The organism is Arthrobacter sp. TRD_SC_6 (assembly GCF_055361185.1).
The window spans coordinates 1,544,895-1,560,014 of record NZ_CM143953.1; the positions used below are offsets into that span (position 1 = coordinate 1,544,895).

15 protein-coding genes are annotated in these 15,120 nt (G+C 62.7%); 8 read left to right on the forward strand and 7 right to left on the reverse strand.

Annotation, left to right across the window (positions count from 1 at the left end; genetic code table 11):
- Window position 1: 1 nt before the first annotated feature.
- Both ACWA1U_RS07550 and ACWA1U_RS07555 read left to right on the forward strand, forming a co-directional pair.
- Entirely contained in the window at window positions 2–328 is a 327-nt protein-coding gene (locus ACWA1U_RS07550) for a DUF202 domain-containing protein (protein ID WP_463724712.1), read from the forward strand.
- A 60-nt stretch (window positions 329–388) separates the two neighbouring features.
- A complete protein-coding gene (locus ACWA1U_RS07555; RefSeq protein WP_463724713.1) occupies window positions 389–1,555 on the forward strand; it encodes an AI-2E family transporter in 1,167 nt (388 codons plus the stop codon).
- Window positions 1,556–1,618: 63 nt separating this feature from the next.
- Here ACWA1U_RS07555 and ACWA1U_RS07560 read toward each other — a convergent pair whose 3' ends face one another.
- A complete protein-coding gene (locus ACWA1U_RS07560; RefSeq protein ID WP_463724714.1) occupies window positions 1,619–3,151 on the reverse strand; it encodes a sodium:solute symporter family protein in 1,533 nt (510 codons plus the stop codon).
- A gap of 159 nt (window positions 3,152–3,310) precedes the next feature.
- On the opposite strand from ACWA1U_RS07560, the gene ACWA1U_RS07565 reads away from it, so the two are divergent.
- Complete coding sequence (locus ACWA1U_RS07565; RefSeq protein ID WP_463724715.1) at window positions 3,311–3,889, forward strand: helix-turn-helix domain-containing protein; 579 nt, start codon at window positions 3,311–3,313, stop codon at window positions 3,887–3,889.
- A 106-nt stretch (window positions 3,890–3,995) separates the two neighbouring features.
- Window positions 3,996–5,384: an ABC transporter substrate-binding protein gene (locus ACWA1U_RS07570; RefSeq protein ID WP_463724716.1), complete on the forward strand. Its 1,389-nt coding sequence runs from the start codon at window positions 3,996–3,998 to the stop codon at window positions 5,382–5,384.
- A gap of 198 nt (window positions 5,385–5,582) precedes the next feature.
- Here ACWA1U_RS07570 and ACWA1U_RS07575 read toward each other — a convergent pair whose 3' ends face one another.
- Window positions 5,583–6,524 (reverse strand): carbohydrate ABC transporter permease, encoded by a 942-nt coding sequence (locus tag ACWA1U_RS07575; RefSeq protein WP_463724717.1) that lies wholly within the window; start codon window positions 6,522–6,524, stop codon window positions 5,583–5,585.
- Window positions 6,524–7,483 (reverse strand): carbohydrate ABC transporter permease, encoded by a 960-nt coding sequence (locus tag ACWA1U_RS07580; protein ID WP_463724718.1) that lies wholly within the window; start codon window positions 7,481–7,483, stop codon window positions 6,524–6,526. The genes ACWA1U_RS07575 and ACWA1U_RS07580 overlap by 1 nt, the downstream gene beginning before the upstream one ends.
- Window positions 7,484–7,642: 159 nt before the next feature.
- Between ACWA1U_RS07580 and ACWA1U_RS07585 the strand changes: the two genes are divergently transcribed.
- Window positions 7,643–8,071, forward strand: coding sequence for a VOC family protein (locus ACWA1U_RS07585; protein WP_463724719.1), 429 nt, complete (start codon window positions 7,643–7,645; stop codon window positions 8,069–8,071).
- Window positions 8,072–8,073: 2 nt separating this feature from the next.
- Here the strand turns inward: ACWA1U_RS07585 and ACWA1U_RS07590 are convergent, their stop codons facing one another.
- Complete coding sequence (locus ACWA1U_RS07590) at window positions 8,074–8,478, reverse strand: DUF1801 domain-containing protein (RefSeq protein ID WP_463724720.1); 405 nt, start codon at window positions 8,476–8,478, stop codon at window positions 8,074–8,076.
- 141 nt (window positions 8,479–8,619) lie between these two features.
- Between ACWA1U_RS07590 and speB the strand changes: the two genes are divergently transcribed.
- From speB to ACWA1U_RS07605, 3 genes are read left to right on the forward strand one after another with little or no spacing between them, the layout of a single operon-like run.
- A complete protein-coding gene (speB, locus tag ACWA1U_RS07595; RefSeq protein ID WP_463724721.1) occupies window positions 8,620–9,639 on the forward strand; it encodes an agmatinase in 1,020 nt (339 codons plus the stop codon).
- Window positions 9,639–11,321, forward strand: coding sequence for a thiamine pyrophosphate-binding protein (locus ACWA1U_RS07600; RefSeq protein WP_463724722.1), 1,683 nt, complete (start codon window positions 9,639–9,641; stop codon window positions 11,319–11,321). The genes speB and ACWA1U_RS07600 overlap by 1 nt, the downstream gene beginning before the upstream one ends.
- A gap of 32 nt (window positions 11,322–11,353) precedes the next feature.
- A complete protein-coding gene (locus ACWA1U_RS07605) occupies window positions 11,354–12,373 on the forward strand; it encodes a nitronate monooxygenase (RefSeq protein WP_463724723.1) in 1,020 nt (339 codons plus the stop codon).
- Here the strand turns inward: ACWA1U_RS07605 and ACWA1U_RS07610 are convergent.
- The 3 genes from ACWA1U_RS07610 to ACWA1U_RS07620 form a co-directional block, all read right to left on the reverse strand.
- A complete protein-coding gene (locus ACWA1U_RS07610; protein WP_463724724.1) occupies window positions 12,370–13,380 on the reverse strand; it encodes a LacI family DNA-binding transcriptional regulator in 1,011 nt (336 codons plus the stop codon). The two genes, ACWA1U_RS07605 and ACWA1U_RS07610, sit on opposite strands and share 4 nt — an antisense overlap.
- 104 nt (window positions 13,381–13,484) lie before the next feature.
- Window positions 13,485–14,009, reverse strand: a complete 525-nt coding sequence (locus ACWA1U_RS07615; RefSeq protein ID WP_463724725.1) for an immunoglobulin domain-containing family protein — start codon at window positions 14,007–14,009, stop codon at window positions 13,485–13,487.
- Window positions 14,010–14,039: 30 nt separating this feature from the next.
- On the reverse strand, window positions 14,040–14,966 hold the full coding sequence (locus tag ACWA1U_RS07620) for an arabinan endo-1,5-alpha-L-arabinosidase (protein ID WP_463724726.1): 927 nt from the start codon (window positions 14,964–14,966) through the stop codon (window positions 14,040–14,042).
- Between the last annotated feature and the right edge of the window lie 154 nt (window positions 14,967–15,120).

Below are 15,120 nucleotides of genomic sequence, written 5' to 3' on the forward strand. Positions count from 1 at the left end.
CATGACCGCGCCCACCCGCGATCCGGGGCTGCAGCCCGAGCGGACGTCGCTGGCGTGGGGGCGGACCATGACCGCACTCGTTGGCGCAAGCCTCCTGCTGCTGCGCTGGGTTCCCGCGCACGGATGGTTCGCCGGAGCGCTGGTGGCATTGGCGCTCGCGGCAGCGCTGGGAATCTACTCGAGCCAGCGGGTCCGGTACGCGCGCAGCGTGGCCGGTGTGAAGCGCGGGCAGGTGGAAGCCGACGTCGTTGCGGTGGTGTGTACGTCGGGTGCGGTGCTGCTCATGGGCGTACTTGGCATCTATACCGTGTTGTTCCTGCCCTTATAGGCGACGTTGGCACGTAGGGTAGAACTCGACCCGTACCCAAGAGCGCCGAGGATCCTCCCTGTGGATTACCGAAACAACCCCAAGTCGAGACCGACAAGCCCCTGGCATGACAGCCTTGGAAGGGCGAGCATCCGCGGCGCTCAACTGCTGCTTCTGGTCGCCGTTGCAGTGGTCTCTATCTTCGGGCTGATCCAGATTCGCCTGGTGGTCATTCCGCTGCTCCTTGCACTGATCCTCGCTGCCGCGATCAGCCCACTGGTCAACATGCTGCGGCGCAGAGGCTGGCCAAGTGGCGGAGCAACGGCCTTCTCCTTCCTCCTGCTGCTGGTGGTTCTGGGAGGAGTGGTCACGGGGATCGTCTTTGCCGTGCGTAGCCAGCTCGATGAGCTGATGCAACGCGCCAACGAAGGCATCCAGAAGGTCGACGACTTCGTCCAGACCGGGCCAATTCCCATCGACCAGGAGCAGATCGAAAGCGCACGCCAGTCCATCATCGACTTCGCGACCAGCTCCGCCGCTGGAACCACCGCGATCACCGGGCTGACGGCGGCAGGCGAGTTCCTCACCGGTGCCGCCCTGATGCTCGTGATCCTGTTCTTCTTCCTGAAGGACGGCGACCGGATCTGGGCGTTCATGCTGCGCGGATTCCATGAAGACCGGCTCGAACGGGCACGGCGCGTAGGCCACAAGAGCCTAGAGGTCCTCGGCGGTTACGTGCGCGGAACGGCGATCATCGCCCTTGTCGACTCGCTCTTCATCGGCATTGCGCTGCTTGTCCTCGGCGTGCCGCTCGCCTTGCCGCTGGCGGTCATAGTATTCATCGGGTCATTCGTTCCACTGGTGGGCGCGACGGTGGCCGGCGCTCTCGCCGCCCTGGTTGCACTCGTGGCCAACGGGCCGTTCGTGGCGCTGATGGTGATCATCGTCGTCGTCGTGGTGAACCAGCTGGAAGGGAACTTTCTGCAGCCCGTGGTCATGGGGCGCTCACTGAACATTCACGCCCTGGTGATCCTGCTGGCGCTCACTGCGGGAACCATCCTGGCCGGAATTGTCGGCGCGATCCTGTCCGTGCCGATCGCTGCGGTCACCTGGGCCGCCATCAAAGCCTGGCGGTACGAGGATCATGAGGATCACGAGGAGCCGGACGTCAAGAAGGACTCAGTCGGGCAAACGCACGGAGAGGCGCCCGCAGCGGGGTCTGCGGAAGCTCCCGCAGACCCCAGTTGAGTGTGCACATAATCACCGAATAGCGCTGTTCAACGGTGATTATGTGAACACTCGACGGGTAGGTCAGCGGACCGGAGTGGACGGTCCCTCGAGTGGAACTTCCTCGTCAACTTCGCCTGCCACGCGCCGGTTCCATGCATCCATCACAGCAGGGTCCGTCGGCTTGGTTGAGAGGGACACCGCAATGTACGCAATGGCTGAGGAGATCAGCCCGAAGTAGATCGGCTCGTTGGCGTAGATGCCGCCGTTCACGCCCGAGCTTGCGTAGTAGAAGAGCGAGCCGAGAGTGATCACAGCGCCGGCAACCATGGACACCGCCGCACCCTGCCCGGTACCGCGCTTCCAGATGAGGCCGCCTAGAATCGCCACGAGTAGTCCGCCCACCAAAATGTCGTACGCGATGGTCAACGCAACGACCACGTCATTCAGGACAATCGCGACCACCACCGCCAGCACTCCGAGGCCCAGGACCCACCGGCGGTTGCCCGCGATGTCGTGCTCGGCGCTGATTTGCTGATCGCCCTGCGCGGCGACGTCCGCTCCGCCACGCAGACCGCGGCGACGCCAGCTCTTCACGAAAGGTACGACGTCGGAACTCGCCACGGTCGCGGCGGCAATGAGCGCGCCGGACGCAGTGGACATCATGGCCGCAACTGCGGCTGCGAGCACGAGCCCGCCAATTCCGACCGGCAGGATGTCGATGGCGACCTGTGCGTAGACGTCGTCGGTGTTTTCGAGTACGGGCAGGAGAACGCTGGCGGCCATGCCGATCATGGCACCGGCAACGCCGTACAGAATGCAGTAGACCCCTGCAGTAGTGCCGCCCCAGCGGGCAACTTCGGGCGTCCTGGAGGTGAAGACGCGCTGCCAGATGTCCTGGCCGATGAGCAGGCCAAGCGTGTAGACCACGAAGTAGGTGATGATCGACTGGGCGCCGATGCCCGTGATGTTGAAGAATTCCGCGCCTGCCCGTTCACGGATGCCGTCGAAGCCGCCGGCTGCAGCGAGCGAGAACGGGAGCATGAGCGCGAAGACACCGATGGTCTTGATGATGAACTGAGCCATGTCCGCCAGGGTGATGGACCACATGCCGCCGATCGTTGAGTAGATCAGCACGATGATTCCGCCGAGTGCGATCGCCAGCCAGCGTTCCAGGCCGAAGAGCACCACGAAGATGGTCGCGTAGGCGCCGGTGGAGGTTGCGCAGAGGACCACCGTGTAGGCGAGCATGACAATGCCCGCGACCTTCGTGGCTTCGTGGCCGTAGCGCAGCGTGAGCATCTGGGACACGGTGTAGATCTTGAGCCGCTGGATGGTGGGAGCGAAGAAGAGGCTGAGCACCAGGACGCCGGTGCCGATCGCGACGACGAGCCACATGCCGGAGATGCCGTATTGGTATCCGAGGCCCACCCCGCCAACGGTGGACGCTCCGCCGAGGACGACTGCCGCCATCGTGCCGGTGTAAAGGAAAGGTCCGAGCCTTCGGCCGGCCACCAGGTAATCACTGGTGTTCTTGGTGCGCGACTTCCCCCACCAGCCGAACGCGAGCATCGAGGCGAGGTATACCACCACGATTGCGATGTTTAGGAATTCCATGATTCTCCCGGGCGTTTTTTGAACGGTTCGCTGCGTGTAGTTTTACCTATAGGCAACAGATGTTGTCCTGTAGGCTAGTTGTGATGTGGCTAACACGTCAAGTATGTGCTCAGCAGATGACGTCGGTATGCTCAGAGTTCGCCTCCGGAAGGACCACCTATGAAGGCTCTGCCTGTAGAACCCAGCAACGTCCCCGTGGTTATTGGTTCCCGGATCCGCTCGGCACGTCAGGCGCAGCGCATGACCATCGAGCAGGTCGCAGACTCCACGGGACTGACCAAGGGGTTTCTCAGCAGGGTTGAGCGGGACCTGACATCGCCGTCGGTCGCTTCTCTGGTGACGCTGTGCCAGGTACTTTCAATTTCCGTCGGTGATTTGTTCTCGGTACCGGAGACCCACCTGACACGTTTGGGTGAAGCGCCCAGAATCAGCCTCGGCGGCGAAGGGATCAACGAGCGGCTGCTCACCGCGCGGTCCGAGCGCAGGCTGCAGATGATCCACGCCGTCGTCGAACCCCACGGCCGCGGCGAAGCGGAACTCTATTCCGTTGACTGTGAAGTGGAGACCCTGCACGTGGTTGCGGGTCGCTTCGAGCTGATCTTCTCCAATTCCCGCTATGAAATGGAGGCCGGCGACACTCTCACCTTCCCTGGGCGTGAACCGCATACGTGGGTGAACCCGACCGGTGAGGAAGCGATCGTTCTCTGGACGCTGGTTCCCGCCGCATCCGGGGGCTAGCGCGGTTCCGAATCGTTACTGAGATACCAAGCTGGCTTATGGAATACTGAGCCGAGAAGCTGGTCTAGACAGACCTGCCTCTGGTCGAGCTTGAAGGGGTTATGCAATGAAGACTTCCCGGTCAGCCGCGGTATTCGCCGCGGCCACGGCAATCGCATTGATGGCAAGTGCCTGCGGCGGAGGAAGCGGCGGTCCTGCTGACTCCGGCGAAGCGCCCGATTATGGCGCCGAACTAACAGGCGCACTGTCGGCCGGCGGATTCACCCTCGGAGATGAGGTAGCCACTTCCCGCGCTGACTATGCGACGGCGGCACTCGAGGAAGACGGCGTGACCGTCGAGATCAACGAGAGCGACTTCGACCCGCAGCGCTTCGCGGCCCAGGCGGCTAGCGGAACCCTGCCCGATCTCACCCTCATGGACCGACAGTACGTAGCAACCTACGCTGCGAAGGGCCTCATTGAGCCGGTGAATGAGTGCTTCGCGGCGCAGGACGTCAATCCCGAAGAACGCTACTACGAAGCCGTGCTCGGTGATGTCACCTACGACGGACAGTATTACGGCATCCCGCAGTTCTGGCAGCCGTGGGCGATCATCATGAACACCCGCGTGATGGAGGAAGCCGGCGTCACACCGGAGGATCTTGACACTTCGAATCCCGAGGCAGTTCTCGAAGCGGCCGAGGCGATGTACGAGGCCGACGGCGACAACCCCTCCCGGCTGGGTTTCGACCCGCAGTTGCCGTCGCAGGCGCACGTCTGGTTTCTCGCTTTCGGTGGGGCGATCATGGATGAGGAGGGCGTACCAACCCTCGACAATCCCGCGAATGTCGAAGCGCTGACGTGGCTGAAGGAAATCTACGATGCCCAGGGTGGATACGAAGCCGCGTACAGCTTCAACCAGACCTGGGACTTCTTCGGAGCCGACAACCAGTTCGTTACGGACCAGGTGGGCGCCGGCCTTTACGCACAGTGGTACCCGAACGTGTTGGCAGATTTCGCTGATGAGCTTCAGGTATCAGGCTTGCCCCTGCGTAACCAGGGCGGCGATCCAATCGCCGCCGCCAGCGGGCAGTCCTACGTGATCCCCACCGGCGCCGAGAACAAGGCGGCAGCGTGCAAGTGGGCTGTCGAGAACACCTCCGACGAAGCTTGGCGGGCAGCCGCCGAAGCCCGCATGCAGTCCATTGAGGAGACTCCGGGCAAGGTGTTCACCGGCATCTTCACCGGATCGCAGACCGCTGACGCACTGATCAAGGAAGAATTCCTGGTACCCACCGAAATAGAAGGTTTCGACCAACTGATCGATTCCTACTACCAGGGCCTGGAGAACGGCGCACCCCTCGGCTCATCACCGGCGGGCCTGGAGATCCAGACCGAACTCCAGAACGCAATCGCCCCGGCGATGGCAGGCGACAAAACCATTGAGGAAGCCCTCGGTGATGCCCAGGCAGCTGCGATGCTGGTCTACGAACAGGCGACGGCAGCGGCTGAATAGCCTTCAGCGGAGCGGGCCGGCAGGGTTCCCTGCCGGCCCGTTTCTATGTCCTGTGCACCAGCGAAGCAGCGAATACGAGCGAACGACGACGACGGCGTCCCGCTCGAGGGGGACGAGGGGCCTTATGCGCGCACAAGGGCCTATTGACGGAAGGACCGTAGTTAGCGCCACTCGGTGAAAGAAGCCGGAAGAAAAACCCTAGCCCTTGCGGCCCTGACCTGCCAGACCCTCGATGAAGTAGCGCTGGCCGATAGCAAACAGGATGAGCATGGGGATTGTGACCAGTAATGCTGCAGTCATAACGTACTGGTAATCCGCTTGACCGCCCGATGTGGGGCTGAAGAGCGACATTGCGTACGAGATGCCCAGCGGCACCGTGTATTCCGACGGCTCGCCAAAGTTGAGGTAGATCAGCGGCGCCTGCAAGTTGGTCCAGCTCGCCTGAAACTCGAAGACGAAAACAATGATGAATGAGGGAATGGACAGCGGCAGGGCGATCCTGCGGAACAGTCCGAAGTAGCTGCAGCCGTCAATCCTGGCAGCTTCGAAGATGTCGCGCGGTAATCCGAGGAAGAATTGGCGCTGCAGGAAGATATAGAACGCAGAGCCAAACAGGTTGGCACCCCACAGCGGAACGTTGGTCCCAAGGAACCCAAGGTCCTTCCAGATCAGGTACTGCGGGATCAGGGTCACAGCGCCCGGCAACATCATGGTTCCCAGCACCAGACCGAACAGCAGGTTGCGGAATGGGAAGCGGAAGTAGGCGAACCCGAAGGCGACAATCGAACTGGATATGGTTACCAGCGTGGCAGCCAGCAACGCGATGGTGAAGCTGTTGAACAGCCACGACACCAGCGGCAACTGGTCCCACACCTGAATGTAGTTGTCGAACACCCAGGTTTCGGGGATCAGCCGGTTGTCGAAGACGTCTTCGCGGGGCTTGAAGGTCGCAGCAAGCAACCAGGCGAACGGGTAGAGGAACAATATCGAAAAGCCGATCAACAGGGCCCACAGCACCACCTGTCCGAGGATGCTACGGGGCTTGTGCCAACTGAAGGGCCGCGTCTTTGCGGCAGCGGACTTCTCCCGCGGATCCGACTCAGCGACCGCCTGCGGCTGCGAATTGATGACGGAAGCCACTAGTCCCTACCCCCTTCGTAGTACACGAGTTTGTTGCCGAAGCGGACCTGCACCACGGTGACCAGCAGGATGATCACGAAGAGCAGCCAGGCGATCGCTGCGGCGAACCCCATATTGAACTGCTGAAACGCCTGCTGGAACAGGTACACGCCGACGAACAGCGCCGCGTCTGGTGCGGCATTGGTGGTGTCGCGGTAGAACAGCAGGAAGGCCTGGTCGAAGATCTGGAGGGCAGCGATCGTCAGGACAATGGTGCAGAAGAACAATGCATTCGAAATCATCGGCAGGGTCACGCTGAAGAATTGTCGAAGCGAGCCCGCCCCGTCAAGGGCTGCAGCTTCGTATAGGTCACGGGGTACGTTCTTGAGCGCCGCCAGCAGGATGAGCATGGTCCCGCTGACGCTCCACAGACCGATGAGGATGATCGATGGTTTCATCCACGTAGGGTCGATGAGCCACTGTGGCCCGTCGATTCCAAAGAACCCGAGGAACGAGTTGATCGCCCCCGAGTTGCCGTTGAGCAGCAGGAGGAAGATCGATGCAGCGGCAACAGACGGCGTCATTTTCGGCAGATAGTAGATCACCCGGAAAATGCCTGCCCCGCGGTCGGGGATCTTGTGGAGCAGGTACGCCAGCAGCAGCGCGAAGCAGATTTCCAATGGAACGGAAAGGGTGGCGTAGTACAGCGTGTTCCCCAGGGAAGTCATGACCTTTGGGTCTTCGAGGAGCCGCTCGTAGTTACTGAAGCCAACCGGTGCAGCGGTGTTGGTCGACAGATCATAGTTGGTAAACGAGATCACCAGGCTGTAGATCATGGCGCCCAGGGTGAAAATCAGGAACCCGATGACCCAGGGGAGGATGAAAAGGTAACCCGCCCTGGCTTCGCGGTTGAACGGTTCCTTGATCCAGCGTGGACGCCTGAGCCGCCTCCGTTGGCGGGGTTCGACCGCTGTGGCCAAGCTGCACCTCCTAGCTGTCTCATGGTTGCTTGGAACAAGAGTAAGCCACAGGCCTGCTTTGTATAGGAGCGCTGATCTTCCAGTCTGAGAAGCGATGGGCTATACGCAGCGGAGGTCGGCGGATACTCTGGCCAGACCTTCCACCGTTAGGAATTTTCCATGGATTGGACCCTTGAAGTTGTAGTTGTCCCCGTCTCGGACATCAACCGGTCGCTGGAGTTCTACCGCGACAAGCTCGGCTTCATCCTCGACCATGAGACCGAGGCGAACGGAATGCATTTTGCGCAATTGACGCCGCCCGGTTCGGGCTGCTCGATTGTCTTCGGATCCGGACCGGGCATGGATGGGATGAAGCCCGGTACGCTCAAGGGCGTCCAGCTGGTGGTTGCCGACGCGTATGCCGCCCGCGACGAGTTGCTTAGCCGCGGCGTCGCAGCCGGCGACATGACCGTCTTCGACGAGCGCGACGGCGCCACCTTCTTCTGGTTCGACGATCCCGATGGCAATTCCTGGACTGTTCAACAGATCCAAGCCCGGGCCGAGAAGCCGCTGATTCCAAAAGAAGCGCGCATCGGCAAGCAGCCGTAGACCTAAACTTCGGAGCCCGCCTTCTTCAGTTTCCGCCAACCGCCTGCCCGGTTGTTCGCGATTATCTGCCTGAACATTGCGAGGAGGGCAGGAGCATTGACCGGGTCTCCCTCATGGAACGCGACGGTCCGCGCCGTCTTGTTCTCGTGTCCCGCGGTGATGATGCCCTCAGGATCGGGCACCATTGCGCCGTCGTAAAGGAAAACGTTCAGGTGGTCCTTGGTGGTGAGGAAAGCGCAAATGTTGCCCTGCAGTACAAAGTAGGGCTGAACGGTGCGCTTGATGGTTTCCTCAACGTCAGGATCTGCAGCGTGCACAAGGTCGCGGACTTCACGGCACACAGCCTGCTGCCAGTGGGGAAGCGCGTTGATGTAGTCGTCAACTCGGGGGTCGTGGACGGTGGCCATGAAGGTCAGGCTAGCCGACCCCGTCCAGCATGTCTGCCTTGACTGAGACGCCCACCACAATTAGCCTTTGAAGAAACACTTGATGCCTATTAGGCAACTGTGCCGAAGCATCACCGGCGCCGCGAAATAAGGGAGACACAGATGGAAGAGCTGCGCGTTACGGCAGGCGGCAAGCTGGGGCCGATCGACTCGGCCCGAATCCCGCGCTACGCGGGTGCGGCCACTTTCGCCAGGCTTCCCCGGCTGGATCAGGTCGATAAGGCGGACATCGCCGTCGTCGGTGTTCCCTTTGACTCGGGCGTCTCCTACCGCCCAGGGGCGCGTTTCGGGGCCAACCATGTCCGCGAAGCCTCGCGCCTGCTGCGGCCGTACAACCCGGCCATGGATATCTCACCCTTCGAGCGCGTGCAGGTAGCCGACGCCGGCGACATGGCCGTCAACCCGTTCAACATCAACGAGGCGATCGAGACCGTCCAGCAGAACGCGCTGGACCTGACGAACGACGGCGCCCGCCTGGTCACTCTCGGCGGTGACCACACCATCGCGTTGCCGCTGCTCCGGGCTGCCTCCCAACGCGCCGGTGAGCCGGTTGCGCTGCTCCACTTCGATGCGCACCTCGACACCTGGGACACCTACTTCGGCGCTGAATACACGCACGGCACGCCATTCCGCCGAGCTGTTGAGGAAGGCATCCTCGACACTGAAGCTATCTCGCACGTCGGCACCCGCGGACCGCTTTACGGCGTCAAGGACCTCGAGGATGACCGCCGGTTCGGGTTTGGCATCGTCACTTCCTCGGACGTGTTCCGGCAGGGTGTCGATGAGGTCGTGGCCAAACTCCGCGACCGGATCGGGAACCGCCCGCTTTACGTTTCGATCGATATCGACGTGCTTGACCCCGCACACGCTCCGGGCACCGGAACCCCGGAAGCAGGCGGCATCACAAGCCGTGAACTGCTTGAAATCCTCCGCGGGCTGCGGGGAATGAACCTGGTGGGAGCCGACGTCGTTGAAGTTGCTCCCGCCTATGATCACGCTGAAATCACCGGTGTGGCCGCCTCGCACGTAGCGTATGACCTGGTGAGCCTGATGGCCGACGGGCTCTCAACTACGAACTCCACCGAAAACGAAGCTCCCACTGAAACCGGAAAGGACAGCTGATGCAGTCCACTGACAGCGCCGCAACAGTACCCCCGCAGCCGGTCACCGACCAGCGCAACGGTGGCGACCTGGTCATCGAGACGCTGAGCGCGCTCGGTGCAACCACAGTGTTCGGCATTCCAGGCCAGCACGCGCTCGGCCTGTTCGACGCGCTTTCCCGGTCCAACCTCCAGTTCGTTTCCTCGCGGGTGGAGAACAACTCAGCCTTCGCTGCAGACGGCTTCTCGCGCGCCACCGGTGAGGTCGGCGTCCTGTTCCTCTCAACCGGCCCGGGTGCGCTCACCTCACTCGCCGGCCTGCAGGAGGCCTACGCCACCGGCGTGCCGATGGTGGTCATCGCCAGCCAGATCCCGCTCGAAGGACTGGGCGCGCGGCGCAAGGGCATGCTGCACCAGCTCGACGACCAGAAGGCCTCCGCCGCCAACGTCACGAAGAGCCAGCGCCTGATCCAGCACGCTTCCGGCATCCCCTCCGCCATCCAGGACGCCTGGACGGAAGCGGTCTCGTCTCCACAGGGTCCCGTCTGGATCGAGGTTCCGCAGAACGTGCTGCTGGATCCCGTGATGGTGCCCGAGGTTGAGGATGCGCTCGCCGAGCCGTTCGACAACCCGCCCCGGGTGGAACTGGTCCGTGAAGCGGTCAAGTGGCTGTCCGAGGCGAAGCGCCCTGCGATTGTGGCCGGCGGTGGAACCCGCCGCGGCAAAGCCGAGAATTACCTGCTGTCCCTCGCGGAGAAGCTCGACGCACCCGTGCTGTGCTCGCCAGGCGGCAACGGTGCTTTCCCCTGGAACCACGAACTCTCACTGCAGTCCTGGGTTGAAGACCGATACGTGACCGAGGTGCTTGAGGACGCCGACGTGCTGCTGGTCATCGGCTCCTCCCTAGGTGAAGTGACCTCCAACTACTTCACGCTGGAGCCGCGCGGCCGCATCATCCAGATCGACGCCGAACCGCGGGTGCTCGAATCGAACCGACCCGCCCTCGGCATCCGGGCAGATGCGGGCCAGGCCCTCGCCGCGCTCGACGAGGCGTTGACCGCCGTCGAGCCCCGAACTGGCGAATACGATCCACGCACACTTGTCGCTGAGACCCTCGCGAAGGTGCGTGCGCGCCTCGATTCGCAGGATCTCGCGAAGGAACGCACGTTCATGGCGGACATCCGGGAGGCGGCGCCGTCGGACATGCAGACCTTCTGGGACATGACCATCGCCGCGTACTGGGGTTGGAGCTGCTGGGACTCACGGAACGGCGAGTTCCACTCCGCGCAGGGTGCAGGCGGGCTCGGCTACGGTTTCCCCGGGGCGATCGGCGGATCCGTAGGCCTCGCGTCCAAGGGCCAGGCTGCCCGCGTGCTGGCTGTGTCGGGCGACGGCTCGGCGATGTACTCCATCGCGGAACTCGCCACTGCGCGGCAGCACAACCTGCCGGTGACGTGGCTGATTGTCGACGACGGCGGCTACGGCATCCTCCGCGAATACATGGAAGGCGCATTCGGCAAGGCCACAGCCACCGAGCTGACCCGTCCGGACTTCGTGCTCCTGGCTGAGTCATTCGGAGTGCCCGCTGTCCGGGTTGCACCGGAGAATGTGCGGGAGGCGCTCGAGGCAAGCTTCGCGGCCGAGGGGCCGAACGTCGTCGTCGTCGAAACACTGTTGAGGTTGTTCGCGCCCACGCACCTGTAACTGGTGCCCGCAAGGCTCCAGGGAGGAGGACGGTGTTCGATCTGCGTGATCTCGACCGGCCGATTGTCGGCGCGCCCATGGCGGGCGGTCCATCCACGCCGGAGCTTGCCGCTGCGGTCACGAACGCCGGCGGACTTGGATTCCTGGCGGCCGGATATCGTTCGCCAGAGGACCTTGAGCGGCAACTGGAGCGGGTGAGCAGTTTGACCAGCGGGCCGGTTGGAGTGAACCTGTTCGTGCCTGACGATCACCGCCCTGACACCGCTGCACTGGATGCCTACCGGGTATCGCTGCTCGCCGACGCTTCCCGGCTCGCCGTTGAGCCGGGCGTTCCGAAAGCCGACGACGACGGCTGGCTGGCCAAGCTCGACGTCGTCCAGTCCCTGCGCCCTGCAGTGGTGTCCTTCACGTTCGGATGCCCCGAGGCGAGCGTGTTCGCGATGCTCGCCGAGGCCGGAATCCTCACCGTTGCCACCGTGACAACCCCCGCAGAGGCCGCGCTCGCCGTCGCACGGGGGGCAGGCACGCTTGCCATCCAGGGGCCCGACGCCGGTGGTCACCGCGGCACGTTCGATCAGCAGGCCGAGCCGACTGACCAGCCGCTCTCCGCGACCCTGGCGGCTGTGCGGGCGCTCACCGGTGTGCCGCTCGTGGTGGGCGGGGGAGTGTCCACACCGGACGACGTCGTACGCTTGCTCGCTCAGAGCGCTGACGCTGTGCAGGTGGGAACCGCGTTGCTGCTCGCCGATGAAGCGGGTACCAATCCGCTGCATCGCTCGGCGATGAGTCAGTTTGCCGGCACGTCGCTGACCCGGGCGTACACAGGTCGCGTGGCGCGCGGTCTGACGAACCGGTTCATCTCCGAACACGCAAACGCGCCGACCGGTTATCCGCAGGTTCATCACCTGACCGCGCCTCTGCGGGCGGCTGCAATCTCCAAGGGTGACCCGGAGGTGGCCCACTTCTGGGCGGGGACGGGATTCGCGTCAGCTGAGCCGGGGCCGGCAGCGGCCATTGTCGAGCGGATCTTCGGGACAGACCGCCGCTTCTAGATGACCGCCGTCGACTCTCGCGCCATCACCTGAAACTGCGTCAGGATCTCGCGCGGCGCTGGGCCGGACGGATTCTTGATTCGTTCCATCAGTACTTTGATTGCGGTCTCCGCGATCTCCTCACGCCCGGGATTGACGCTGCTGAGCGTGGGCAGGGAGTAGCGGGTTTCATCGAGGTCGTCGAACCCGATCACGGCGACGTCGGAGGGAACGCGGCGCCCTGCCTCCTGCAGTACGCGCATAGCGCCCTGCGCCAGAGTGTCATTGAACCCGAAAACTGCATCGAACTGCACACCGCGATCAAGCAGGTCGTGCATCGCTTCGGCGCCGTTGGCGCGATGCCAGGTGCCAACATAGGCAACCAGGTCGTCGTCGTACTCCATTCCGCGCGCTTCCAGCGCTTCACGGTACCCCTTGAGACGGAGACCGGCGGAGCCGATGATCTCACCCTCGTGGGCGCCGACGACGGCGATGCGCCGCCTTCCGGTGTCCAGCAGGTGTTCGGTCGCGGCTCGGGCACCCTCAACGTTCTGCATGGTTACGTGGTCGCAGTTGCCTGAGAAAATCCGTTCGCCGAGCAGCACAATAGGCACCTCCGCGGTAACCAGCGAGGCGTCCTCCTCGCCGAGGCCCAACGGACTGAAAATCAGACCGTCTGACATCCGCAGACGGGGGCTTCTGAGCACGTCAAGCTCACGGTCGCGTTCACCGCTGGTTTGCTCGATAAGCACCACCAGTCCACGGGCCTCCGCAGCGCTGATGACGGCGTCGGCCAGTTCGGCAAAGTACGGCAGGCGGAGCTGGGGGACAGCGAGGGTGATTGCGCCTGTCTGGCCGGAACGGAGGCTGCGGGCAGTGAGATTCGGGCGGTACCCCAATTCCGCTATAGCCTTTTCGACGCGCTCGCGCGTGGCTGGCCGGACGTTCGGGTGATGGTTGATGACATTGGACACCGTCTTGAACGACACCCCGGCCACCTGGGCCACATCATGCAGGGTTGCCGCCATTGTAGAAGTCCTCTTCACATCGGAACCGGTGGGACACGCAGCAACGTGTCCCACCGGCAGAATATCGCGTTGTCGGGCTTTCAGCGCCGGGCCTCGCATTAGGGTCAGCGGCGGCTGGCACCCATTGCGCGGACGTCCACCGCGACGGGCTCGGTTGCGGCGGTTCCGTGCGCGTTTGAGAACACAGCCCGTACCAGCAATCCGTCCTGTTCTGCGCTCAGATTCTTCATCACCAGTTGAGACCGCCGATGGTTGTTTTCCGCGTTGATCGTCCGGGGTTGTTGAGTTACGCGCTGCCAGGTAACGCCGCCGTCAGCAGACGTTTCCCACTGGGCAACCGGCGCAGGAACGCCCGTCGCTTCCGCGCGGAAAGACACCTTCCCGCCAACTGCGGCGGCATCCGCCTGAGGTGGCTGCGTCACCGCAGGAAGGTCAACGGTCTGGTTGAACTCGGGCCAGCCGTCCACCCAGTTGATCTTTTGGAGGCCGAGCGTGGGGAAGTAGGGAATGTCCTCATTGGCGCCGTCGTAGTAGTGGAAGGCGAGATAGTCGTCGAAGACGGACTGGCCGCCTGGGCCGGTGATGGCGCCGTGCGCGTCCAGCACCACCGTGCCCCCACCGCCGAACATGTCGCGTCCATCCTTGTCGAGGTATGGACCTTAGACCGACTTCGACCTGCCTACCGCGATCTTGTAGGTGGAGTCGCCGCCGCGGCAGCAGGAATCGAACGAAACGAAGAGGTAGTAATAGTCGCCGTTCTTGGTGATGTAGGGAGCTTCAATGGGGTTGCCCGGCATGAAGCGGTCCGCGATGTTGACCGTTTGGGACTGCCAGTTCTCAATGGGTTTACCGCTGGGCCATTCGATCGGCACAAGGAAAATGCCGTACCAGAAGGAGCCGATAGCCATGTACGGCTCACCGTCCTCCCCTTCCACGATGCCGGCGTCGATGGCATTGAACGTCTTGTCCGGATCGTTCGGGTCAAGGCCGGTTGCAGGTGAAGAGACCACTAAACCCTGGTCAACCCATTCGTAATCGGGATCGTCCGGGTTGAGGGTGGTGTTGGTGGCCAGCGCCGTGAGTGAGTTGTTTCCGCCGAAGCGCGATGCAGAGTAGTACAGGTAGTAGGTGCCGTTGTTCTCATAGATCTCGGGCGCCCAGAGATTGCCGGGAAGCTCGCCGTCGGAGAAATGTTCATCGATCCAGGTTGGTATCTGGTCCCACACGGTCCCGGTAAACTCCCAGGTGGTGCCTTCATCGTGCGAGGACCAGATCTGGATAGTTCCGCCGTTCTCCCTGTTGACGAGGCCAGTGGAGTAGACGTACCAGGTGCCGTCGTCGTCGATGATCAGGGCAGGGTCGTGGATGGGCGCAGTCTCGCCCACTACTGATTTTCCGCCTAACCGGTCCTCGGTGAACGGCGTGCCCTTCCCGCTCCATGTCTGGGGAGTGTTTTGGGTACTTGTTGCGTGGATTGCCGGGGCAGTGACGGCGCCGGTTAAAATAAGCCCCGCGCTGATTCCGAGGGCTGCTGCTGCCCTGGCGAAGCGTGAGCGGAGTTGGCCATGCGGCGGTCGTGACTTCATTATCACGGTCCTTTCGACGGAAAGAGGTTGATTACAACGTTGCAAATGTGACACGTCCTGATCCGCGCCGTCAAGGAACTTTCTGGTCTGTTTGCTGAAGACCGTTCGTTTCAGATACCTGTTGACGCCGGATGTGATCTATGCCATTCTTCTT

Coding starts and splice junctions, on each gene's coding strand:
- ACWA1U_RS07550 (WP_463724712.1), top strand. CDS start 2: ATGACCGCGCCCACCCGCGATCCGGGGCTGCAGCCCGAGCGGACGTCG.
- ACWA1U_RS07560 (WP_463724714.1), bottom strand. CDS start 3,151: ATGGAATTCCTAAACATCGCAATCGTGGTGGTATACCTCGCCTCGATG.
- ACWA1U_RS07565 (WP_463724715.1), top strand. CDS start 3,311: ATGAAGGCTCTGCCTGTAGAACCCAGCAACGTCCCCGTGGTTATTGGT.
- ACWA1U_RS07570 (WP_463724716.1), top strand. CDS start 3,996: ATGAAGACTTCCCGGTCAGCCGCGGTATTCGCCGCGGCCACGGCAATC.
- ACWA1U_RS07585 (WP_463724719.1), top strand. CDS start 7,643: ATGGATTGGACCCTTGAAGTTGTAGTTGTCCCCGTCTCGGACATCAAC.
- ACWA1U_RS07590 (WP_463724720.1), bottom strand. CDS start 8,478: ATGGCCACCGTCCACGACCCCCGAGTTGACGACTACATCAACGCGCTT.
- speB (WP_463724721.1), top strand. CDS start 8,620: ATGGAAGAGCTGCGCGTTACGGCAGGCGGCAAGCTGGGGCCGATCGAC.
- ACWA1U_RS07600 (WP_463724722.1), top strand. CDS start 9,639: ATGCAGTCCACTGACAGCGCCGCAACAGTACCCCCGCAGCCGGTCACC.
- ACWA1U_RS07610 (WP_463724724.1), bottom strand. CDS start 13,380: ATGGCGGCAACCCTGCATGATGTGGCCCAGGTGGCCGGGGTGTCGTTC.
- ACWA1U_RS07615 (WP_463724725.1), bottom strand. CDS start 14,009: ATGTTCGGCGGTGGGGGCACGGTGGTGCTGGACGCGCACGGCGCCATC.
- ACWA1U_RS07620 (WP_463724726.1), bottom strand. CDS start 14,966: ATGAAGTCACGACCGCCGCATGGCCAACTCCGCTCACGCTTCGCCAGG.